This window comes from Cytobacillus mangrovibacter, assembly GCF_042865275.1.
In the GTDB taxonomy this organism is placed as follows: Bacteria; Bacillota; Bacilli; order Bacillales; family Cytobacillaceae; genus Cytobacillus; species Cytobacillus mangrovibacter.
The window spans coordinates 103,572-127,495 of sequence record NZ_JBIACJ010000006.1; the positions used below are offsets into that span (position 1 = coordinate 103,572).

Consider the following 23,924-nt stretch of genomic DNA (forward strand, 5'->3'; position numbering starts at 1 on the left):
CTCGTGAGGAGTTAGAAAAAGGAGTTGCCACAGTGGGTATTAGGATTAGAATGTGAAAATCACGTTTGCGAATTTCAAAGACTTCTTTAGCCCTCAATATATTATTGGGGGCTTCATTGTCTGGATTATCAGGCTAAATAGTCATTTTATATTTTAAATAAACCCAAAAAATTTCAAACCTTGTAGACTATTTTTAGAGTTGTTATACTAGACTTATTAGTCAGTTTCCTGTAAATAAAATTATATAAATCTCTAGGGAAAATAAGTTTTTCAGAAATGGAGGTAACTATGCCACCAAGTGTATCAGAGAAATACAAAGAGGAAAAAAAACGAAACATAATTAATAGCGCCCTTATTTGTTTTGCAGAAAAGGGATTTGAAACAGCAACCATTGATGATATTGTCGTACATTCTGGTTTTAGCAAAGGAACCATTTATAATTATTTTAGTAGTAAAGATGAAATATATTTAGAGGTTCTTCATACAGCTACAAAAAATGATATTGATGTGATAACGAATAAATTCTCTGTATTACGCACCGCTCTTAGTAAGATCAATTACTTATTTGATCTTTACCTAAATATAGACTTAAACAATCAGAAGCGTTTAGGCTTCACAGTTGTTTTCTATGAGTTTACATTGCACTGTACAAGAGAGAAAAAACTGTTAGAGCTGTTAACAAAAAGACGAAATTTCTTTATTCATTTGATAAGTGAAGCGATTAAAGAAGGACAAGCTTCCGGTGAATTTAATAAAAATATTCAAGCCGATACTTATTCGCATTTATTTTGGACAATTATTGATGGGATCAACTTACAAGTCGTATATAAGGGTTTTCCATATTATGATGTCTTAAGGGAAATGAAAGAGGCCTATATAGAAAAGTTAAAGAACTAGCTGGAGGGAATTATGCCAATTGTTTCCGAGGAACATAAACGAAAGAAAAAAAGACAAATATTGATCGGTGCACTTACATGCTTTGCAAAGAAAGGATATGAGGTTGCAACCATTGATGACATTGTTCGCTATTCAGGTGTTAGCAAAGGTGCAATTTACAATTATTTTAAGAAAAAGGAAGATATCTATGTAGAACTTTTTAATTTAATCACTAAAGAATCATTTGATCAAATCATTGAACAATTAAAGAGGTTGAATTCTTCATTTGATAAGATCCATTCATTGTTTGACTTTTATTTAGAAGAAAATCCATCTTCATTAAATTTAAATGAATCCACAATCGTACAATTGGAATTTCAGCTATCATCTTCAAGAAATGCTGATCTAATGAAAATACTAGATGGCATGTATAAAAAGGCAAATCTAGAAATTGTTATTCAGGTTTTAGTGGAAGGGATACAAGCTGGAGAAATAAAAAAGGAAATAAATACAGAAATATATGCAGAGATATTTTTATCATTTATTGATGGGTTATACCTTCAAAAACTGTTATTTCCAGACATTCCATTTAAAGATGTTATTAATGAACAGAAATTATCATTTATTCACAGCATAAAGAAGTAGCTGGAGGCAATCCAGCTGCTTTTTTCCCTGTTAAAGAGCCACTTTTGGCATAAGAATGGATGGGAATGATATTAATATTAATTACACATACGAAAAAATGAAAAGTAACAAAATATTAAAGGATATTTTCATGAATATATTAGGTATTTCTGTTCCTCAATTAACAGATTTTTAGACGAATGGTTAAATAATATTCCAGTTGTTTTTTGAATCTAAACCCATACTTAGATGGTTTGAACAGGACATTTTAGGGAGGAAGTCACATAAAATTATTTGAAAAATTAAAAAAAGATTAAATTTTTACTTGAAATAGACGGACCAGTCAGTTTATTATATATATAAATAATAATGCATTCATTCATACATACATTAGTGACTGTAGAGGTCATTTATATTTTTGGGTTTAACTAAACCAACCAGTCAGTTTTATTTAGTTATAACTACCTAACTTAGTTAAAGTCATGGTATTTATATAAAATTACATAGCAGAAAGAAGGGGGAAAATGAGTAATCAAGTACACGAAATGTTTAAGGAGCTAACAGAAGCACCAGGTGTAGTAGGAGATGAAAGAAATGCAAGAGGGGTAATGGAAAAATATATTAAGCCCTATTGTGATTCGATTCTATCTGATCAATTAGGAAGCCTTATTGCAGTAAAGACGGGAAAGTCAAACGGACCAAAGATTATGGTTACAGCCCATTTAGATGAGGTTGGGTTCATGGTTACAGATATTACTAAACAGGGATTTTTGAAATTTGTACCGCTTGGAGGCTGGTGGTCTCAGGTAATTCTTTCACAGCGTGTTAACGTCATTACAAATAAAGGTGAAATTACTGGAGTTACGGGCTCAAAGCCTCCGCATATTTTAACGGCAGAAGAAAGAAAAAAAGTAGTTGATATTAAGGATATGTTTATAGATATTGGAGCGCAATCAAAAGAAGAAGCAATGGAATTTGGGGTTAAGCCTGGTGATTCAATTGTTCCTAATTGTCCATTCACTGTTATGAGAAATTCGAAGCTTTTAATGGCAAAAGCTTGGGATAACAGGCTTGGATGTGCCATTGTAATCGAGGTGCTTAAGCGTTTGCAGCAAGAGAATCATGAAAATATTGTTTATGGAGTTGCCTCTGTTCAAGAAGAAGTTGGAATCCGAGGAGCAAAGACAGCTGCGAATGTAATACAACCGGATATTTCGTTTGCAATTGATGTTGGAATAGCTGGTGATACTCCTGGCATTCGAGAGGACGAAGCAAGAGGGAAATTAGGAAGCGGTCCACAAATTGTTTTATATGACTTGACAATGATTCCGCATAGAGGACTGCGTGAATTTGTAGTAAAGATCGCAGAAGAGTTGAATATTCCATTCCAGTTTGAGGTATTAACTGGTGGAGGAACAGATGCTGGCAGTACTCATTTACATGGGGCTGGTGTTCCATCACTTGCGATTATCATACCCACCAGATATATTCATAGTCATGCCTCCATTATTCATGAAGATGACTTTGAAAGTGCAGTTCAGTTGTTTGTTGAAGTAATCAAGAAACTTAATAGATTTACGGTTAATGAACTAATAGACAAGGTATGAAACTAAAAAAAATTAGAAAATATTGGGGGTTAACAGAAATGAAAAAAAATATAAGTGCCATGCTGGCAGTACTGCTCTCACTAATATTAATCTTAACAGGCTGTTTTAATTCAACAGAACAAGTCCAGAAGAAAAAGGATGAGGGTCAAGAAGAGATGGAGAGTTCAGAAGATAACGGACCAAAAATCCTTCGTACAAATAATAGTTCTGAGCCTGGTTCATTACATCCCGGAACAGCACAAGGAAGTCATGACTCTTGGATTTTAGAACATACTTTTGAAGGTTTAACTACAAAATCACCTGACGGAAAGATTATTCCTGGTATGGCAGAATTACCAGAAGTGAGTGAGGATGGATTAACTTGGACCTTCCATTTAAGAGATGGAATGAAGTGGTCGAATGGAGATCCAGTTACAGCAGAAGACTTTGAATATGCATGGAAATATGCGTTGAATCCAAATACTGCTTCACAATATGCTTATCAGCTTTACTATCTAGAAGGTGGAGAAGAGTTTAATTCCGTTAGTTCAAATAAGGAAAATAGGCAAATACCAGAAGAGGTACTTAAGCCGTATAGAGACAAGGTTGGTGTTAAGGCATTAGATGAAAAGACACTGGAGGTAAAACTAGCAAAACCTACTCCATATTTCTTAGATTTGACATCTCATTATACTTATTATCCAATCAATAAAAAAGTTCAAGAGCAAAACTCGGATTGGTATAAAGAAGCAGATACTTTTGTATCAAATGGTGCATTCACATTATCTGAATGGAAACATAAAGAAAGTGTAAAGCTTGTCAAAAATGAGAGCTATTATGATAAAGATAAAATTAATCTAGATGAAGTTCTGCTATATATCATTGAAGACCAAAATACGGCATGGCAAATGTATCAATCAGATGAAATGGATTTAATTGTAAATCTGCCGGCAGAAGTAACTGGGATGCTCATTGATAAGGAAGATCCCGAATTCCACAATGCATCAGATCTAGCAACCTATTATTATAACTTAAATACCGGTGTGAAACCATTTGGGAATGTAAAAGTTCGTCGTGCATTAAGTATGGCTATTGACAGACAAGCGATTGTAGATCATGTATCACAAGGTGGACAAATCCCTGCTTATGGTGTAATTCCTCCTGGAATGCCAGATGAATCTGGAGATTTTAGAGAGAATGCGGAACAATTGTTTGAAGAGAGTGTAGAGAAAGCAAAAAAGCTATTGGAGGAAGGGTTAGCTGAAGAGGGATTAGACAAAATGCCAAAGTTTAGCTTCCTTTATAATACTTCGGAAACACATAAGGCGATTGCAGAGGCAATTCAGGAAATGTGGCGGAAGAATCTTGGAATCGAAGAAATGGTCTTAGAAAATGCTGAATTTCAGGTGAAGCTTGACCGTGAGCAAGCTGGTGATTTCCAAATAAGCCGTGGCGGCTGGATTGGTGACTACGTGGATCCAATGACCTTTATGGATATATGGGTAACGGATGGGCCGTATAATGATGTGAATTGGGGAAATAAAGAGTATGACAAATTGATTCAAACGGCAAAATCTACAATGGATAAAGGAACTAGAATGGATGCGATGCATCAAGCTGAGCAAATATTAATGGATGAAATGCCGATTATCCCGATCTATTATTATTCAAAACCTCATGCTTATAAACATTTTATATCTAGTATTTATGCACCGATAAACCGATATCCGCAATTTAAGTATGCGGATATTAAGAAATAATAGAACAGCAAGGAATCGGTATGCCGAATGCCGACATACCTGATTCCTACTAGGAACAGAGAAGTTTGCTACGAAAGAAGGGATACACATGCGCAGATTTATCCTAAAGCGGTTATTCTGGTCCATATTAACCTTATGGTCCATTGTAACAATAACCTTTATTATAATGCATTCGATCCCTGGCGACCCTTTTGCAAGAGAGGGGACAATGCCAGAGGCTGTCTACCAAAATCTTAAAAGCCATTACAATTTAGATGAGCCATTACTTGTCCAATATGCCCTATATCTTAAACAGGTTATTCTATTTGATTTTGGCCCTTCATTAAAGTCTACTACATTAACAGTAAATGATTATATTGAAAAGGGGTTTCCTGTTTCATTCCATCTTGGTGCCCAAGCATTAATATTTGCAATCGCTATGGGACTAATACTTGGTGTGATAGCAGCACTGAACAGAAATAAGTGGCAGGATTACCTATCAATGGTACTAGCGATTATTGGTATTTCTGTACCAAGCTTCATTCTAGCTTCTTTTTTAATTAACTTTTTAGCAGTGGAGTGGGGCATATTTCCGGTTGCGACTTGGCAGAGCTGGAAGCATACCGTTATGCCTACTATTTCATTAGCAATGCTGCCGATGGCATTTATTGCTAGGTTAATGCGATCAAGTATGCTGGAGGTTCTAAGCCAAGATTTCATGGTAACAGCCAAAGCTAAAGGGTTAGATCGAGGGTTTATTCTCGTTAAGTATGGAATAAGAAATGCAATATTACCTGTTGTGACAGTTTTGGGAATTTTGGCAGCCAATTTAATAACAGGCAGCTTTATTGTAGAAAGTATTTTTGGGATTCCTGGAATAGGTGAATTGTTTGTTAAGGGGATCTTCAATCGTGATTATCCAGTTATATTAGGAGCGACTATTTTTTATAGCGCAATATTAATCTTATTAATTCTAATTGTCGATATTGCTTATACTTGGATTGATCCGAGAATTAAAATAACAGGGGAGAGCAAATAATGGAAGAAAAGATAAATTTAACGAGTGAATTATTTACCCCTGCTGTAGATAATTATAAGGATGCTGAGAAAATAGCAAAGCCAAGTGTTTCTTTTTGGAAAGATACCTGGAATCGTTTAAAGGAGAACAAACTGGCAATGGTTGGATTAGTCATGATTATCTTACTTATTCTCATGGCTATAATTGGACCATATTTGAATGGCTATTCTTATTATGAGCAGGATTTTGCGAAAAAAAATTTAAGGCCAAATTCGGAACATTGGTTTGGTACTGATGCATCTGGGAGAGATTTATTTACACGCGCCTGGTATGGAGCAAGAATCTCCCTTTTCATCGGATTAATGGCAGCTACAATCGATTTTATCATTGGGATTATTTACGGGGGACTATCGGCGATTCGAGGCGGAAAAGTAGATAATGCGATGATGAGGATTGCGGAAATTCTTTATGCTATTCCCTATTTATTAATGGTGATCTTAATGATGATTGTCTTGGAAAGAGGGATGTGGCCAATTATTATTTCGATGACAATAACGGGCTGGATTCCAATGGCAAGATTAGTTCGCGGGCAAGTCTTACAGCTAAAGGAAATGGAATACGTACAAGCGGCTCACGCTATGGGTGCGAAGACAGTGTGGACTTTAAGAAAGCATCTGGTACCAAATACGATGGGGCCGATCCTGGTTAATCTTACTTTAACAGTCCCAACAGCTATTTTTGCAGAAGCAACTTTAAGCTTTCTCGGTTTAGGGATACCTGCCCCAGAAGCGAGCTGGGGAACGATGGCAAGTGATGCTTTGTCAAGTATATTAATAGGAAACTTTTATCAGCTTGCTATCCCAGCTTTATTAATTTCTCTTACGATGTTCGCTTTTAATGTAATAGGTGATGGGTTGCGAGATGCACTTGATCCAAAGCTAAAGAAATAACCAAGAATAGAGGTGATTTTATGCAAAGTTTATTACAAGTAGAGAATCTTCAAGTATCCTTCCACACACAAGCTGGAGAAGTAAAGGCGGTCAGAGGGGTGAACTTTTCCGTGAATAAGGGGGAGGCAGTTGCAATTGTTGGTGAGTCAGGGTGTGGGAAAAGCGTGACCGCAAAGTCCATTATGAAATTGTTACCGGGTAATAGTGCAGAATATAAGGCCGGCAATGTATTTTTCAATAATCAAAATCTCCTTGAATTTTCAGAAAGGGAAATGAAGAAGCTACGAGGGAACAGAATTAGTATGATATTCCAAGACCCAATGTCTTCATTAAATCCTACGAGTAAAATTGGTGATCAACTTGCAGAAGGAATTATTAAACATAAAAAGGTTTCGAGGACTGTAGCAATCATTCAAGCTATTGAATTATTAGAGCAAGTAGGCATCCCCCATGCCAAGAGCCGGCTAAATCATTACCCACATGAGTTTTCCGGTGGAATGAGGCAAAGAGTTATGATTGCGATGGCACTCGCTTGTGAACCGGAGCTATTGATTGCTGATGAACCGACAACTGCATTAGATGTAACAATTCAAGCACAGATACTAGCCTTAATGAAACAGTTGCAAAGGAAACTAAACACATCAATTATTTTAATCACGCATGACCTAGGTGTGGTAGCTGAAGTATGTGATCGTGTTGTTGTAATGTATGCGGGTGAGGTTGTTGAATCGGGACGGGTTGAGGATATTTTTAGTCAGCCTACACATCCATATACAAAGGGGTTAATGCAATCCGTGCCACGTTTAGATATGGATCGAGGAAGCAAATTATCCTCCATTATTGGAAGTCCTCCTGATTTATTAGATCCTCCTAAGGGATGTTCCTTTTATCCAAGATGTGAATCTGCCATGAAGGTATGCAAAGAGTTCTCACCTAAACTTGCAAAAATTAATTTATCTCAGGAGTCAGCTTGTTGGCTCAATCATCCGCTGGCACAAGCGGCAGCATCGCGAGGGGAAAAACTATGATAGAGACGGCAAATAAGAAGACAAACCCACTTATTCAGATAAAAAATCTAAAGAAATTTTACAATGTGTCAGGCAAAGTGATAAAAGCAGTTGATAATGTTAGTCTTGATATTTATGAGGGGGAAACCATTGGCTTAGTTGGTGAAAGCGGCTGTGGAAAATCTACGATTGGAAAGACAATAATTCGCTTGCATGAAGCGACAGAAGGTAAGGTGCTTTTTAGTGGTGAAGATATATATAGCTTAAAAGGAAATGCCTTAAATAAACTAAAGAAGGATATGCAAATTATTTTCCAAGACCCCTATTCGTCCTTAAATCCAAGGATGAAAGTGGAAGATATCATTGGAGAACCCATTGATCTACAAACGAAAATCAAAGGAAAGGCAAGAAGAGAGCGTATTGAAGAATTACTGCGCATTGTAGGGTTAAAGCCAGATCATATTAGCCGTTTTCCTCATGAATTTAGTGGTGGACAAAGACAGCGCATAGGAATTGCTCGTGCATTAGCTCTAAATCCAAAGTTTATTGTCTGTGATGAACCAATCTCAGCACTTGATGTATCAATTCAAGCGCAGGTTGTGAATCTGTTAAAAGAATTACAAGATGAATTTGATTTAACGTATTTATTTATTGCTCACGATTTATCAATGGTTAAATATATATCTGATCGTATCCTAGTTATGTATTTGGGGAATATGGCTGAGTTAGCGGATAGTGAAAGTTTGTATAGAGAACCTTTGCATCCGTATACTCAGGCTCTTTTGTCTTCGGTTCCAATTCCTAATCCGATGAAAAGAAGAAAGAGGATTATATTGGAAGGTGAGGTACCAAGTCCCATTAATCCTCCAAGTGGATGTGTGTTCAGAACTAGATGCAGACATGCAATGAAAAAATGTGAGCTGGAAGCTCCTCAATGGCAGGAGGTTAAAGCAGGGCATTTTACTGCTTGTCATCTTTATACTACATAAAGAATTATAGAGGAGAGAATACGAATGGAGAGCTATATTAGGAAACTAGAAAAACATGAGATTCCTGCTTTTGTGGAGATTGCAGTAAATGCCTATCCTGGAACAATGAAGAATACCCTAGAATTTAAGGAACGATTTAAGAATAATTTAGAATCCATTCAAGGGAATATCGAGTCTATAGACTTTTTTGGGCTATTCCGCGGTGGAAAGTTAATTGGCGGCATGAGAATTCATCAATTTACGATGAATGTATATGGAAAACTAATCGAAGCAGGTGGGGTAGGGCTCGTTGCAGTAGATTTGCTTCATAAAAAGGAAAAGGCTGCGAAGGACCTAATCGATTATTTCATTTCCTACTTTAAAGAAAAAGGCAACTCAATCGTCATGTTATACCCGTTCAGACCCGATTTTTATAAAAAAATGGGCTTTGGTTATGGGACAAAGGTGAACCAATATCAAATTGAACCGGCTAGTTTTCCAAAGGCAGCAACTAAAGAAGGATTAATCTATTTAGATTCATCCCATAAAGAATTGATGAAGAGCTGTGCAAACCGATATGTTCATTCCACACATGGCATGATTTTAAAGACAGATCATGACCTGGAAGTTGTATTCAGAAATCCTGATCACAAACTAGTTGGATTTATGGGGAATGGGAAATTGAGAGGATATCTTGTCTTTATTTTTAAAAATGTAAACAATGATAATTTTTTAATCAATAATATGATTATTAAAGAGCTAGTTTATGAAACACCAGAGGCACTTGCACAGTTGTGTTATTTTTTACACACACAGGCTGACCAAGTGAACCGAATTATTTTGAACACGCAAGATGATGATATCGAGTATTTGATCAATGATTCGAGAAATGGCAGCAATCATTTAATTCCTAGTGTTTATCATGAAACGAAGACAGCAGGAATTGGTTTAATGTATAAATTGATTGATGTTCCAAGTTTCCTTTTACAACTTCCTACTGATCATTTATCCGAGACTAATAATCAGGTGGGGATAATTGTGAAGGATACTTTCCATTCAGATGAACCACAAAAGTGGCTTCTTACCTTTGCAAAGGGAAAGCTTTCAATTGAAGAGTATGAGTTAAATAGTACAGATATTGAAGCAGAGCTTGATATTTCAGATTTATCCTCTCTTGCTATGGGAGCCGTTGATGTTAATAAATTATACCAGTATGGGTGCTTAAAGATAAATAAAATGGAGGGTTTAGCTGTTATTAAACAATTATTCTCTCATTCACAAAAACCTATTTGCACTGCCACATTTTGAGTTAATGAAGAAAACAGGGGGAGAAGCGATGATCGAAATAAAGAGGTTAAAAGATTGTACGATTGAAGAAGGAGTAGAGGCTTGGAATACAGGCTTCGAAGGATACTATTTTGATGCAACGACGACAGCAGATAAATTTGTAACTAGACTAGTAAATGAAGGGTTGTCACCCAACCTTTCCATTGTCGCATTCATGGACAAAAAACCAATAGGCATCGTTAAAAATGGAATCCGTGAGTTAAACGGCAAGAAATTGGCTTGGAATGGAGGCACTGGGGTTGCATCAGAATTAAGAAAAAAAGGGATCGGAAAAATGTTAATGGAAGAAACCTTATCCATTCTTAGTAATGAAAAGGTTGATTATGCTTCATTAGAGGCGATTAGTGATAATGTTAAAGCCATTTCGCTATATGAAAAAATGGGTTTTGAAATAATTGATAACTTAGAATATTTAGGGTTGAATGGGCATCTAGACAATGAATACTTTACGGTTTCATTAGATAATTACAAAGTAGAAAGAGCCGTTCCACAGCAAATAGGAGTGATTCCATTCTATAAAGGAATGAATCCTTGGCAGACACAATGGCAAAGTGCAAGGGACGGAGAGGCGATAATTGTAAAAAATGCTGGTGACGAGCCGGTTGGATATGCCTTCTTCAGGAGAATATTTAATGCGGAAGGAAAGCATATAAATACCATCTTATATCAAAGTGAGCCAGAACCAGGGCATAAGGACGCCGAGCAAATAACAAGGTATTTAATTAATGAGGTATTTTGCTCGTTTACTAATGATATTAATCGTGTCGTTCCCAATATTCCAGTCTCAAAAAGTGCATTGACCCATTCTATTTTAAAGAAGATTGGCTTTAAATCAATGACTGAACAAGTTTATATGATTAAGAAAATGTAGAAAAATTCCTTAATATTAATAGATTAGTTGTGAAAAGGTTCGGAAGTGGACTATAAATAAGGGGTTTATCAGATGAGTGATAATAAATTATTGGTCATTGAAAATAGAGGGAAATATCAAAATTCAATTGTATATAATCTAAAGCAATCAAATTTTGATGTGATGGAAGTACAACAGGGAAATCTGGTAATAAATATGATTAAAGAGGCAAACCCTTCACTTGTGGTGCTAGAATTAAAGCTTCCGGGAGCAGATGGCTTTAAGCTGTGTGCACAATTAAAAGCAAGATACCCGACACTTCCTTTAATCATTGTATCGAGTTGGGGGCATAATTTAGATATAGTCACAGCTTTGGAAATGGGTGCGGATGATTTCATTATTAAACCATTTAATCCACTAGAATTATTAGTAAGGATCCATTCTGTTTTGAAGCGAGCATCAAAAAGGAAAAAGTTGCAGATATCTGATCAAATAAGTGCAGGCCCATTTATTCTGGAGTCAAAGAAAAGACGTGTTTATAAAAATGGAAAATTAATTTATTTAACAGAGATTGAATGCAAACTGATGAAGCAATTTATGCAAAGGATAAATGAACCGATTTCAAAGGATATTCTTTTGGATGAAATTTGGGGAATGCATGAGGGAAATGATTTTAGGACTCTTGCTGTACATGTCCGTAGACTGAGGGAGAAAATTGAGGAATTCCCATCGAATCCGGAGTTTTTAAAAACGATTTGGAGTTTTGGCTACTGCTTCCATGTAAATGAAAATGAATAGGATAATACCATAGAGATTTTGGTTAGTACCTAAAAATCTCTATGGTTTATTTAAAAGCTTATTTTTAACTTTTCACTAAATAAATCACTTGTTGTAATCATAATGGAATCAACATCTGATTTTTCAATAATAAAACCAAGGTTCCCATTATTTGTGCTATTGCGGCAATTCCCCCATTTAGTTCCTCTAAGAAAATACTATCTTCATAAGTCTTCTTTTCATCAGAGTTTGTATGAAGTATAGCAATAAGTGCAAGTTTTAGCGGTCGATTAGATGTGTTTTTTATTCTACAAAAACTTTTACAAAATCAAATCCTGGCTTATGGTATAAGAGTGATAGAAAATCGTGACTCTTAGAGTTTTATTAATAAATTATTAATAATATATCATAAAAAGGCTGTATAGTAAGTGATAGAGAACAGGAAAACCTGAGGTGAATGGCCCATGAAAAAGAAGATATTAATTGTCGAGGATGAAATAAGAATTGCTCGAGTAATTTCCTTAGAACTGACTCATGAAGGATATGAAGTGGAAGCGGTTGATAATGGAAAAGAAGCGCTTAAACGAGCAAAAGAAGCAAAATGGGATTTGATCCTATTGGATGTGATGATTCCAGAAATAAATGGAATGGAAGTATTAAGACGAATTCGCCTGGAAGATGCAAAAACGCCCATTATTTTAGTAACAGCACGTAATTCAATATTCGATAAGGTGAATGGTCTTGATCATGGAGCGAATGACTATATAACGAAGCCTTTTGAAATGGAGGAGCTTCTGGCAAGAGTGAGATCAGCCATAAGAGCTTCATCTTTTCAAATACAAAATGCAAATACGGTTCGAACGATTGATGATTTAGAAGTGGATGATAGTGCGAGGGTTGTTGTTAGAGCGGGAGTACAAATAGAATTAACGAAACGAGAGTTTGATTTACTTGTATTTATGATGGATCATCCCAATCAAGTGCTAACAAGAGATCAATTGCTTAATGAAGTGTGGGGATTTGATTACGCAGGGGAAACAAATGTAGTAGATGTATATATCGGCTACCTCCGGAAGAAGGTAGACAATGGGTTTTCCCATTCTCTCATTCATACGGTTCGTGGAGTAGGATTTATGATTAAAGGGTTAAAAAATGAGCATCAAAGCAAAGCTTAGTTGGCTTTTAATAAGCTGGTCCCTACTCACTTTATTAATCGCCAATACGATCATCTACTTTTCTTATATGAAATTAACGGAAAATCGTGAGATGGATAATCTTGAAGAGATAGGAGAAAGGTTGTTAGAAACGAAAGATGTAAATGATTTATTCTCACCCTCCATGAGACCTTTATTTCAATCCTTTGTCCCTGATGATGGGATGATTCGAATTCTAGATAAGGATCATTCTATTGTGTTCCGTGCTGCTGATGAGGATGCGATAATGGAGCTTCCAATTAGTGATTCGCAAATGAATCGTACTGAGATGGTTCAGTTAGATGATGAAATGGTCGCAGTTTTCACTGCACCGATATACAAAGATAAGAATTTCATTGGAACGATCGAGCTTTCAAAAAACATGGATGACCGGATGGAAGATTTAGAAATTTTGCTAACCATTTTGATTGGTGTATCTGTCCTTTTGATTGTAATGGCTATATTCTTTGGAAAAAAAACATCTAAAATATTTTCAAGCCCAATATCTGTTATCGGAGAAACGATGGATAATATTCAAAAAGATGGGAGACTTGAAAAGATACAGCTTCGACAAAAGAACGGTGATGAAATTTATCAGCTTGCTGCCAACTTTAATCGGATGATTGATTATTTAGAGGTAATGTTTCGGAAGCAAGAACAATTCATTAGTGATGCCTCACATGAATTGAAAACACCACTTACGGTTATTGAAAGCTATGCATCATTGTTAAAACGATGGGGAAAGGATGACCCTAAGCTACTTAATGAAGGAATAGATGCCATTCAAGATGAATCCAAGCGCTTAAAGCATATGGTTGAACAGCTCTTAGATTTGGCTTCCGCTGATCAGCAGTCCTTTAAGCTAGAAAGAATGAATATAACAGATATATGCAAACAAACGGCAAAACGTCTAGAAGCAGCGAAAAAGCGGATTATTCATGTAATCCATGATTCTGAAGCTATTTTTGGACTGGCAAATAAAGAGAAGCTCGTACAGATTTTAATAATTTTACTTGATAATGCTTTGAAATATAGTGAGAAAGACATTACTTTGAAAATTTCCCAAGATGAATATGGGCCTGTCATCCAAATTATTGATCAAGGAATTGGGATTCCTAAGGAAGAAATTCCAAAATTATTTGAGCGATTTTACCGGGTGGATAAAGCTAGAACACGTACAACAGGCGGCAGTGGATTAGGCCTTTCAATTGCTTATTTACTCATCAATCAAAGTGGTGGCTCCATTTCGATAGAGAGTGAAAATGAGAAAGGAACAACTGTTACGGTCTCACTTAAAGGCAAGTAACCAAATTATAAGTAAATGTTTAATGATCTCTTATAAAATTCTTAGAAACATCCCATGGCTCTCTTATTTTCTATTGGTACATTAGGAGTATAGAAAATAAATGGAGGGTTTTATATGAAAATAGGGAAAAAAGCAGCGATAGCAACGGGTATTTTATTACTGATTGGGGGAGCTATTTTAGCGTTCGTCCTTGATGAATACGATGACAGAACGAGAGGGTATGAAACCTACCAGACGGCTACTGCTGGAACGACTACCAGCGCCAATACGACAACTCCTACTGTTCATACCGCAAGTGGATCAACTTCACCATTCACAGGTTCAGAAGGAAAGATTAGTGAAGTGTCTAAGAACCAAATAACAGTAGAAGTTCCTCTTCAAGGCTCTAAAACCTTTATCATAGATCAAAATACAAAAATTGAGGATTTATTTCAGCCTCTAAAAAAAGGTGTTCTTGTGGATATCCACGCAAATGGTGAGTCTGCTTATCATATTGAAACAGAAAAAACGATTGATGCCAATGGCGTGATTGTCAAAATTACTGATCAAGATGTAACGGTTAATTATAATGGAACAGAAGAAACCTTTGTGAAAGCATCAAACTTTCGAATAGATACAGATGGTTATAAAGGTGCGTTAGAAGGGCTGCCAACTGAGATTACTTTGAATGATCAGTTACAAGTGGTCAGTCTTGAGATAGATATAGAAGATGATGGTTTGGATGATTAGGAAATAAAGAATATCAAGAATTGTTAAGGAAGCCAGAGTTTTAGCAAGCTCTGGCTTCCTTTTTTTTCTGGGATTTCCCTCTTGAAAATTTTAATTATATTTTACCCTTTTTCAAAAACTGGAGATCATTTATTACCCTGATTAATGAAGTATTAAATTTGGCGAATTTAAAGGGAAAACGAATAAATTCAAGATTATCCTCGAATTTAGTCGTAAATGCAAAGAAATTTGCTATAATCAACTTAGTATTTAGTGAATCGAATGAAGGGTGTGGATACTTATCCAACCCTGTTTGGGGAATTGACATAATGCAAATGTTGATATTAGTTATCCTAATTTTATTTCAGATTGTCTTTAACTTTTTTCTGATTGTATCCCTTGTTGTATTCCATGATCAGATTGAACTATTTGGTATTCCTATCCATCTGATATTGCTATTTCTCACAAATGTAGGATCTCTCTTCTTCCTAGCTAGGGTATATATTCATGCTGAAAGGCAGAAAATTCAGCTTACTGAAACGACACATGAAGAACAGTTTCGTTCATTCGTTGCCTCGGTGCGCTCAGATCGGCATGACCTAAACAATCACTTAACTGTCATTTCTGGGTTGATCAAAATTAACAATTTTTCGGGTGCTGAGAGTTATATTAACGAAATAATAGGTGAAGTGAAAATTAATAATCAAGCATTATTGGTTCATAATCCTGTTTTGGCTTCTATGCTTTATTCTAAGATGGAAAAGTTTCAAAAAGGGGAAATTTCTTTTCGGTCCAATATTAAAAGTGAGCAAATTACGAGACTTATATCTTCAACTGATCTGATTCGATTGATTAGTAATCTTTTAGACAATGCTTATGATGCGGCGATGGAGCTGCCTGTTGGCAAAAGATTGATTGCCTTTGAGATGACTGAAACAGATCAAGAACTTCAATTAATCGTTAAAAATGCAAGTGTGAATAGTAAACTGGATGAAAAGTTATTTAAGCCAGGAATGTCAACAAAGGCTACAGACAAAAGTAGAGGGTTTGGATTATCCATTATACAAGAGGTGGCAAATCGTTATGGTGGATCATTTCTCATAAAGAATGAAAACCAATTGATTGTCTCTTATATAACATTTCCTAAAGGAGATACTGATGATTACCCAAATAAGCAGAAAATTAGCTAATAAGCTCTGTGGATATGCTGGTAAAATGGAAGAAGCAGAATATGTTCGGTATGGTCTTGAAGTAATTATTGGTGGCTCTTTAAAGATTCTTATTCTATTAGCAATATCCTCTATATTACATGTAACGAACATACTGCTGTCAATCTTTTTGACTTTTGCTGTTTTTCGGTCAATGACAGGTGGTCATCATTATTCTACTTATCTACGCTGTTTGGTGGCAGGGATCATCATCATGATCGGGGCATCTGAAATTGTTTTTAATATGGTAGCTTATGTTAGTAAAGATATTCAGCTAATATTACTATTATTTTCTATCCTATTTGGTATCATTTCTATCTATTTATTTGCACCATCTAATCACTTTTATAAAGATGCAAACAATAAGTACTCTAAAAAGCTGCGTAACTTGGGAATGGTCGCCACTATACTTTGGGGTCTACTTCTGATGAGTTTCATAGCATTCGAAATTTCTCCTGAATTTGTCCTAGCATCCATAGTGGGATATATCATTCAGGTCTGCACGATTCTGCCGTTTACATATTGTATCGTTAGGAAGATTGAACTATTATTAGATAGAGAGAGGGATTTGACTTATGAAAAAAATTGTTCGAGTCATGTCTAGTGTTGCAGTTGCTATCATTGTTCTCGTTGCTAAAGCAGGAATTAGTTCAGCATCTACATTAATATTCTATCAACCCGAACTACCAAAAACAAAAAAGTAAGTATGGTCAACTCTCTTACTCTAACATCCTAGATATCAGTAAACGAACGTATGAAGGAGAGAAATACTTTGGCATGGTATAGTTATTTTTTAATGAATGTTCCCGAGAGCTTTATTTTAATTGGGGTTTCATTGGCGGTTTTTGGAATCTCTGTTAAAGATAATTTAAAAGCATGCATCATTTTTGCGTTCACCCAGGGAGCAATCATATTTGTAGCAAACACTCTAATAGAGAATTCGTATAAACCATTTTTAACATTTTTGAGCTTCTTTATAATGTTAATGGTTATTTTCCGTTATTCTCTACTGAAGACTTTAATAATCACACTAACCTCATTTGTTTTCTTAGGGCTATTTGAGGTAGTATTTTCGTTAACTTATGTACATATTTTCCCTGTCAGCTATGAGGAATTGCTTACAATGCCTTTAAAGCGTATTCTATCTAGCTTCATGTTTGTACAAGTTCCAATGCTCCTAACACTATATGTTCTTTTAAAATTCAAACTCAAAATTAAATTACCTAGTTTTATTGATTAGTACATAGTCCCAAAAATATGGGGGATCGAATATTCTGCCGCATATTAGTGGAAAATAAAAGGTATTGAAGAGGAAATGTAAGCAAACAGCAGGGGTTGAAATAATGAATATGAATAATAATGATATATTGATTAGATTAAGATATGCGCTAGATATAAAAAATATAGACATGGTAGAGATATTTAAACTTGGTGGGGTTGAAGTAACAAAAGAAGAAGTACTGAAGCTTCTCACGAAATCAAAGGAAAGTTACGACAATGAAGCTGGCGACGATGTCAATAACGATGAAGAAAATATAATGTGCACTAACTTCATGCTAGAGTCATTTCTCAATGGGCTTATTGTTTTTAAACGGGGAAAACAAGAGCCAAAACCTGGGCAACCAGAGAAGCCGGTAATGACTCTAAAGGAAAATGGAAATGTGAATAATGTCTTGCTTAAGAAGTTAAAAATAGCGCTAGCTTTAACAAGTGAGGACATGCTTGATATTTTAGACAGAGCAGGAGTTATTGTAACAAAAGGAGAATTAGGTGCTATCTTAAGAAAAGAAGGACATAAGAATTATAAAGAATGTGGCGATCGTTACGCTCGGAACTTCTTAAAAGGCTTGGCTCTAAAATACAGGGAATAACTTCTTCAGAAAAAAACTCCTAGAATATAGGAGTTTTTTTTGAGGGTAAAAATGATAAATAAAATATATGTAAGAATAGCACTGCTTAGGCATATATCCCAATCCTAATCCACTTATTTAGCATAGCTTGATATATAAAAAGAAAAGGAGGGGCTTTTATGCAATTTGGATATGAATTGAATGAATTAAGAAGACCTATTGGATTCCGCCCGGGATTCGGTTTTGGTCGCCCAGGATTCCGTCCAGGATTTGGGGTTGGCAGACCTTTTGGTTTTGGCAGTCCATTTTTAGGAGGCTTTGTAGGAGGGCTAGCGACAGGTGCTTTACTGAGTCCTTTTTATGGTGGATTCGGTTATCCTGCACCTTATCCCTTCTATCCACCATTTTTCCCATTTTATTAAATGTAGTTTAGCTTTAACAAGCTGTATATAAATATTTTTTGAATTTGTGCGGATACTACTTTTGAATATGCGAAAAAAGGAGGGGGACATATGCCTAAAGCAAAACAGTATGTTGATCAAAGTATGTCATCCGTACAAACAACTGTAAACACCTTACAGCAAGCACTCAGTTCTGCAGAGAAACAAGATAATAAAAACAAGATTCAAGAAGCAATCAATTCACTTAACTCTGCACAGCAGCAATTATCTCAGTATCAAGACTAGATATGAAAATTGCATACAATTTTACAAACAAAAATGCTCAGAGAATGAAGGCTCTGAGCATTTTTTGCGCTCATATTACCTGTTGACTTTAAGAAGAAGGGATTAACGGACCCCCTTTCCGCTATTTACATTATATTAACTGTTTCCTCAGTGTTAGCGGACAGCAGTTCCGTTAATTGATTATAATCATATGAAATTTACTCTATCGAACATTAATAACGGAACCTGAGTCCGTGATTTCTAAGAAATAAATCCTTTTTTATGAAATAGTGGAACTACAGTCCGCAAAATTCCATGAATTTGTAACCATTCAATTAATCCAATAACCCTAATCTATCAAGAATAACAGCAATCTGTGCTCTTGTGACTGGTTCATCAGGTCTCATGCTTCCATCCTGGTGTCCTTTAAGAATCCCTTTGTCCTTTGCTTTCTTCAGTTCCTTCTCAGCCCAATGTCCCTTCATATCATCTTTCGGCATAGCGTTAGATTCCTCCTTCTCTGGTGTATGGGTCGTTTTTTGATCATATTCATATAGCTTGTACTTTTCAATTACATCAATTAACTTTTTGGGGTATTTTGGATCTGTTGCATATCCGCATTCGTAAATCGTTTGAGCTGCGACTCTATAGTCAGTCACACCCCACAACGGCTTATACCGATCTGTTTTAAGAAAAACGGTGCTTCTGTATTTAATACACTCTTCCTGGCTAATAAACTTGCAAAAATTAGATTCGATATCAATCGTTCTTCCATTAACTATTTCCGTTGTACGTTTTTTATAAATTGCTCCTTTCCAAGTTGAATTCGCCTTCATTCCGAATAAATTATTGGCTTCAACCGCCAGTTCTGACCGTCCGAAATCACTTTCAATAATCGCTTGAGCAAGTGTGAGAGAAGCAAGGATCCCTTCCTGATTCATATATTTAATAGCTAACGGAGCAATACGTTCGATGAAATCCATTATGATCACCTCTATCTATTTTATGAACGATAATGGATTATGCTTGTACGGAAATCATTTAGTTCCTGAATTGGACAGTAGTAAGATGTCCCAGCAAAGATTCTTTGCTGGGTTTAGCGAATATATACTCTTGTTCCAATCGGAATAATTCCTGCCAATTCCTCAACATTCGAGTTGTACATACGTATACAACCTTTTGACACCGCTTTTCCAATTGATGAGGGATCGTTTGTCCCGTGAATTCCATAATGCTTTTTGGAAAGAGACATCCACATTGTTCCAAAAGGACCGCCAGGATTGGGTGCTTTATTTATGACAACAAAGTCACCTGAGGGTGTTTGATGAAGAATTCTGCCGACTGCAATGGGATAAGTCTTTATAATGGTTTGATTACGCATGAGAGTTAACGTCTTATGATTGATTGAGATATGAATGGAATAAGGAATTTCATTAGGATTAGGAAGTCCAGGAATAATAATTGGTTGACCTACATTAATAAGATTGGGGTTAATGATGTGGTTTGCTTGTATAAGGGATTGATAAGGGACTCGAAAATCCTCTGAAATCGACCAAAGGGTTTCATTAGGTCTCACGATATGTTGGTACATAATAAAAACCTCCAAATTATTCATTTACATTACCATATGTACGTATTTCTTAATGGGAAGCAGGCTGAACATTAAATTCCTGATATTATTTTTGGGGATAGATGCAAATATTACAGTAATGAGATAAGTTTGGCCATAGAAGTAATAGAAGAAAAAACGCGTATAATAAGAATATTCACAAAATCGTTTTTTGTCGAAACCGTATGCTATAATTATTTTAAAAATATAAAAATGAGGAGTAATCGCTATGTTAAAAGATCTATTTATAGGCCTATCCCAAAATCAATTTCTTAATAATGCAGCAAAAAAGTACGGGTTAAAATTGGGTGCGCAAAATGTCGTAGCGGGAACAAATATAGCAGAAACGATCGAAAGTATTAAAGAACTAAATGCACATGGCATTTCTTGTACGGTTGATAATTTAGGGGAGTTTGTCTTTAAAGAAGAAGAGGCGAATGAAGCTAAAGAGCAAATTATCAATGTCATTGAAGCGATCCATGAAAATCAAGTAGATGCACATATTTCCTTAAAGCCTACTCAGTTAGGATTAGATATTGACTACCATTTTTGTCTGAATAATTTAAAAGAAATTGTAGATAGAGCAAGTAATTACGGTATTTTTGTTAATTTTGATATGGAAGACTACGGTCATCTTCAGCCTTCCTTCGATATTTTGGACGAGTTATCAAAGGAATATGATAATGTAGGAACAGTAATTCAGTCTTACTTCCGCAGAGCAGAAGATGATATTGAAAAATATAAAAATTATCGACTTCGTATTGTAAAAGGTGCTTATAAAGAGCCGGAAGAATATGCTTTCCAAGATAAAAAAGACATCGATGCGAACTATATGAAGTTAATCGAATGGCATTTATTAAACGGTAAATTCACATCAATCGCGACACATGATCATCATATTATTAACAAAGTAAAAGAATTTGTTAAAAAGAATAATATTCCGAATGAAAAGTTCGAATTCCAAATGCTTTATGGTTTCAGAAAGGAACTTCAACTGCAATTAGCAAGTGAAGGCTATAATTTCTGTACGTATGTGCCTTTTGGAAAAGACTGGTACGGATATTTCATGAGACGACTAGCTGAAAGACCGCAAAATTTAAATCTTGTTGCCAAGCAAGTATTTAACAAAAAGACAAACACAGTACTTGGTGTGGCAGCCGGCGCATTTCTAATTGGAAGATTATCCAAAAAGAATAAAAAGAAATAAATATAACTTATTTAGATAATGAATGAACCTCCCTATGAAGTTGAAGGGAGGTTTTTCTATGTAAAAATAAATGGTCGGTCTGATTCATTGCCTTTATGTACGTAGTAATAACCAGTACAGATTAAATGATGTTGTTTGGTTCTCATTAGTATAAAAATAGTTATTCTATGCAGATTAAAGAAATAACTAGGTTTGGCATTAGGAAAGGAATGGTGCCGAATGAAAAATATTTGGAGAATTTATACGAATGACCTTAAAAAGACAGGGACAAATTGGGTTGCGGCAAGTTTGATCGGGGGGCTAATCCTTTTACCTTCTTTGTATGCATGGTTTAATATTCAGGCATCGATTGATCCGTATGGAAATACAAGAAATATTCTTGTAGGAGTCGTCAATGATGATGATGGTGCTGAAGTAAAAGGGATGATTTTCAATGCGGGGGATGAAATAGTAAAGGAATTAAGAAAAAATCAAGATTTAGGCTGGCAGTTTATAGACAAGGACAGTGGATTGGAAAAGGTCAAAAGAGGAGACTATTTTGCTACTATTATCATACCTGAAGACTTTTCAAGGAGTCTTGCAACTGTTGTTAATGAGCAACAGAGACAGGCAAAAGTTGAGTACTATGAGAATGATAAGAAAAATGCGATTGCACCAAAAATAACTTCAAAAGGGGCAAGCGCCATTGCAGGGAAGGTAAGCAGCAAATTTGTCGGAACGGTAAATGGGGTGATTTTTGACCTGTTCAACCAAATTGGAATTGAACTAGAAAACAAATTACCTGACATCAAGCATTTTGAAGAATTCGTCCTTAATCTGCAGAGTAAGCTGCCAGAAGTGAAAGAACTGTTAAGCCAATCGTTGACTTATGCTGATAAGGCTGACAATATATTGAACGATGTTCAACAATCTATACCTGAAGTTAATACGATTGTGTCTAAAGGAATTTCAATAGTAGACAATACGAATCAGTTTATTATGGATGCTGAATCAGAGATTGACTCTATTGCACCAACCATACAAGAGGATATCCGATCACTGCAAAGGGTAACTCAATCTTTGCAAACTAAGGCAAATCAAATACAGTCTGTAAATATTGATCCTCAACAATTACAGGAGTTCTTGGTTGAGACAGAGCCGCTCTTGAAAAGGGGAGAAGAAATTACTGGTAAAATTCAGAATAAGTTAGTGAAGTTATTGAGTTTAACTAAAAATGGAAATTTAAATGAAGTAGCAAAAAATAAGTTAGATCCATTTGTAAAAAGTCTTGATCAAGTGAGAAATGACTTAATAAAAGCACAAGCTATTTCAGCAGAACTGCAGCAACTCATAGAATATGGGGAAAGCCCAGCTAAATCACTTCAAGAAAGCTTCAGCAATTTAATAATAAATATTAATGATAAAGTAGAACCATTCATTAAGGATTATAGCAATGGGATAGAACCATTTTTAACGGAAGAAGTTTTAAAAACTAAACAAATACTACAAGATGGAAGAAAAACTTTAACAGATTTTGCTACAATTCTTCCTGCTGTTCAAGAAGGGTTAAAGAGTACAGTAAATGGTGTACATAAAGGAGAGGAAATATTAAAGGATGCAAATCGGCAATTTCCCATCATAGAGCAAAAGGTTGGAGCAGTAGTCGATATTATTCAAAAGATGAAAAAGGAAACAAATATTAATGAGTTGATTGAGCTGCTGCAAAATGATCCGAATGCAGAAAGTAATTTCTTAGCTAATCCGGTAAAAATAGAAACTAACCTGCTATACCCGCTTCCTAACTATGGTTCGGGCATGAATCCCTTTTATACCGTGCTAGCTATTTGGGTCGGATGCTTATTATTAATTTCTTTATTGTCTGTTGATCCCACTCATTCTAAGGAATATTCTAGCCATGCCATTTACTTTGGGCGGTTACTCACTTTTATGACCTTTAGTTTCTTGCAAACATTGATTGTCACGTTAGGAGATATTTTCGTATTGAAAGATATTTATATTGCAAGACCTGGATGGTTTCTCCTATTTGGGTTATTTTCAAGCTTTGTCTTTATTCTCATTGTCTTTACACTTGTTTCGATATTTGGGAATGTTGGAAAGGCAATGGCAATTGTTCTGCTCGTATTACAGATTGCCGGGGCAGGAGGGACATATCCTGTTCAATTAATACCTAAGTTTTTCCAAATGATAAATCCCTTTTTGCCGTTTACCTATGCCATTGATTTAATGCGGGAAGCTGTCGGAGGAATTGTCTGGGAAAATGTCCAAACAGATATCATCTGTCTTTTCATCTTTGCAGCTATTGCCATAGTCTTAGGTGTATTTTTGAAGGAGCCAATTAATAGAATCACCTATAAATTAAAGAAGAAATCACTTGAAAGTGGATTGATTCACTAATAAAGAATGAAGGAGCCAGTCTCTTGTGCGAAAACATACAAG

General features: G+C 35.6%; 24 protein-coding genes. 22 read left to right on the top strand and 2 right to left on the bottom strand.

The window, feature by feature from the left end:
• Positions 1-288: 288 nt before the first annotated feature.
• From ACFYKT_RS12485 to ACFYKT_RS12580, 20 genes are all read left to right on the top strand, one after another.
• On the top strand, positions 289-897 hold the full coding sequence (locus ACFYKT_RS12485) for a TetR/AcrR family transcriptional regulator (protein ID WP_389219930.1): 609 nt from the start codon (positions 289-291) through the stop codon (positions 895-897).
• Between the two features lie 12 nt (positions 898-909).
• The gene (locus tag ACFYKT_RS12490; RefSeq protein WP_389219932.1) at positions 910-1,521 is read left to right on the top strand and encodes a TetR/AcrR family transcriptional regulator; all 612 of its coding nucleotides are present in this window, start codon (positions 910-912) and stop codon (positions 1,519-1,521) included.
• 503 nt (positions 1,522-2,024) lie between these two features.
• Entirely contained in the window at positions 2,025-3,107 is a 1,083-nt protein-coding gene (locus ACFYKT_RS12495; protein WP_389219934.1) for a M42 family metallopeptidase, read from the top strand.
• Positions 3,108-3,145: 38 nt separating this feature from the next.
• Positions 3,146-4,846: a peptide ABC transporter substrate-binding protein gene (locus tag ACFYKT_RS12500; RefSeq protein ID WP_389219936.1), complete on the top strand. Its 1,701-nt coding sequence runs from the start codon at positions 3,146-3,148 to the stop codon at positions 4,844-4,846.
• 88 nt (positions 4,847-4,934) lie between these two features.
• Positions 4,935-5,864 (top strand): ABC transporter permease, encoded by a 930-nt coding sequence (locus ACFYKT_RS12505; protein WP_389219938.1) that lies wholly within the window; start codon positions 4,935-4,937, stop codon positions 5,862-5,864.
• On the top strand, positions 5,864-6,793 hold the full coding sequence (locus ACFYKT_RS12510) for an ABC transporter permease (RefSeq protein ID WP_389219940.1): 930 nt from the start codon (positions 5,864-5,866) through the stop codon (positions 6,791-6,793). The genes ACFYKT_RS12505 and ACFYKT_RS12510 overlap by 1 nt, the downstream gene beginning before the upstream one ends.
• A gap of 20 nt (positions 6,794-6,813) precedes the next feature.
• Positions 6,814-7,821 (top strand): ABC transporter ATP-binding protein, encoded by a 1,008-nt coding sequence (locus ACFYKT_RS12515; RefSeq protein WP_389219942.1) that lies wholly within the window; start codon positions 6,814-6,816, stop codon positions 7,819-7,821.
• On the top strand, positions 7,818-8,789 hold the full coding sequence (locus ACFYKT_RS12520; protein WP_389219944.1) for an ABC transporter ATP-binding protein: 972 nt from the start codon (positions 7,818-7,820) through the stop codon (positions 8,787-8,789). Before ACFYKT_RS12515 ends, ACFYKT_RS12520 begins: the two co-directional genes overlap by 4 nt.
• A gap of 24 nt (positions 8,790-8,813) precedes the next feature.
• Positions 8,814-10,076 (top strand): GNAT family N-acetyltransferase, encoded by a 1,263-nt coding sequence (locus ACFYKT_RS12525; protein WP_389219946.1) that lies wholly within the window; start codon positions 8,814-8,816, stop codon positions 10,074-10,076.
• Positions 10,077-10,104: 28 nt separating this feature from the next.
• Positions 10,105-10,986, top strand: a complete 882-nt coding sequence (locus tag ACFYKT_RS12530; protein WP_389219948.1) for a GNAT family N-acetyltransferase — start codon at positions 10,105-10,107, stop codon at positions 10,984-10,986.
• Positions 10,987-11,058: 72 nt separating this feature from the next.
• Positions 11,059-11,763, top strand: a complete 705-nt coding sequence (locus ACFYKT_RS12535) for a response regulator transcription factor (protein WP_389219950.1) — start codon at positions 11,059-11,061, stop codon at positions 11,761-11,763.
• Positions 11,764-12,206: 443 nt separating this feature from the next.
• A complete protein-coding gene (locus ACFYKT_RS12540) occupies positions 12,207-12,917 on the top strand; it encodes a response regulator transcription factor (protein ID WP_389219952.1) in 711 nt (236 codons plus the stop codon).
• Positions 12,895-14,241 carry a sensor histidine kinase gene (locus ACFYKT_RS12545; protein WP_389219954.1) on the top strand — a complete coding sequence of 449 codons (1,347 nt, stop codon included), beginning with the start codon at positions 12,895-12,897 and terminating at the stop codon, positions 14,239-14,241. Before ACFYKT_RS12540 ends, ACFYKT_RS12545 begins: the two co-directional genes overlap by 23 nt.
• 114 nt (positions 14,242-14,355) lie before the next feature.
• The gene (locus tag ACFYKT_RS12550; protein ID WP_389219956.1) at positions 14,356-14,970 is read left to right on the top strand and encodes a hypothetical protein; all 615 of its coding nucleotides are present in this window, start codon (positions 14,356-14,358) and stop codon (positions 14,968-14,970) included.
• 158 nt (positions 14,971-15,128) lie between these two features.
• Positions 15,129-16,139 (top strand): sensor histidine kinase, encoded by a 1,011-nt coding sequence (locus ACFYKT_RS12555; RefSeq protein WP_389219958.1) that lies wholly within the window; start codon positions 15,129-15,131, stop codon positions 16,137-16,139.
• Positions 16,108-16,761 carry an accessory gene regulator B family protein gene (locus ACFYKT_RS12560; RefSeq protein WP_389219960.1) on the top strand — a complete coding sequence of 218 codons (654 nt, stop codon included), beginning with the start codon at positions 16,108-16,110 and terminating at the stop codon, positions 16,759-16,761. The genes ACFYKT_RS12555 and ACFYKT_RS12560 overlap by 32 nt, the downstream gene beginning before the upstream one ends.
• A complete protein-coding gene (locus ACFYKT_RS12565; protein WP_389220336.1) occupies positions 16,754-16,861 on the top strand; it encodes a cyclic lactone autoinducer peptide in 108 nt (35 codons plus the stop codon). Before ACFYKT_RS12560 ends, ACFYKT_RS12565 begins: the two co-directional genes overlap by 8 nt.
• Positions 16,862-17,500: 639 nt before the next feature.
• The gene (locus ACFYKT_RS12570) at positions 17,501-18,028 is read left to right on the top strand and encodes a YehS family protein (RefSeq protein ID WP_389219962.1); all 528 of its coding nucleotides are present in this window, start codon (positions 17,501-17,503) and stop codon (positions 18,026-18,028) included.
• 158 nt (positions 18,029-18,186) lie between these two features.
• Complete coding sequence (locus ACFYKT_RS12575; protein WP_389219964.1) at positions 18,187-18,429, top strand: spore coat protein; 243 nt, start codon at positions 18,187-18,189, stop codon at positions 18,427-18,429.
• A 90-nt stretch (positions 18,430-18,519) separates the two neighbouring features.
• A complete protein-coding gene (locus ACFYKT_RS12580) occupies positions 18,520-18,693 on the top strand; it encodes a hypothetical protein (RefSeq protein ID WP_389219966.1) in 174 nt (57 codons plus the stop codon).
• A 314-nt stretch (positions 18,694-19,007) separates the two neighbouring features.
• Here ACFYKT_RS12580 and ACFYKT_RS12585 read toward each other — a convergent pair whose 3' ends face one another.
• Both ACFYKT_RS12585 and ACFYKT_RS12590 read right to left on the bottom strand, forming a co-directional pair.
• A complete protein-coding gene (locus tag ACFYKT_RS12585; protein WP_389219968.1) occupies positions 19,008-19,655 on the bottom strand; it encodes a glucosaminidase domain-containing protein in 648 nt (215 codons plus the stop codon).
• 113 nt (positions 19,656-19,768) lie between these two features.
• A complete protein-coding gene (locus tag ACFYKT_RS12590) occupies positions 19,769-20,263 on the bottom strand; it encodes a L,D-transpeptidase family protein (RefSeq protein WP_389219970.1) in 495 nt (164 codons plus the stop codon).
• A 247-nt stretch (positions 20,264-20,510) separates the two neighbouring features.
• On the opposite strand from ACFYKT_RS12590, the gene ACFYKT_RS12595 reads away from it, so the two are divergent.
• The gene (locus ACFYKT_RS12595) at positions 20,511-21,488 is read left to right on the top strand and encodes a proline dehydrogenase family protein (protein ID WP_389219971.1); all 978 of its coding nucleotides are present in this window, start codon (positions 20,511-20,513) and stop codon (positions 21,486-21,488) included.
• Positions 21,489-21,707: 219 nt separating this feature from the next.
• The gene (locus ACFYKT_RS12600; protein WP_389219973.1) at positions 21,708-23,882 is read left to right on the top strand and encodes a YhgE/Pip family protein; all 2,175 of its coding nucleotides are present in this window, start codon (positions 21,708-21,710) and stop codon (positions 23,880-23,882) included.
• Positions 23,883-23,924: the final 42 nt, after the last annotated feature.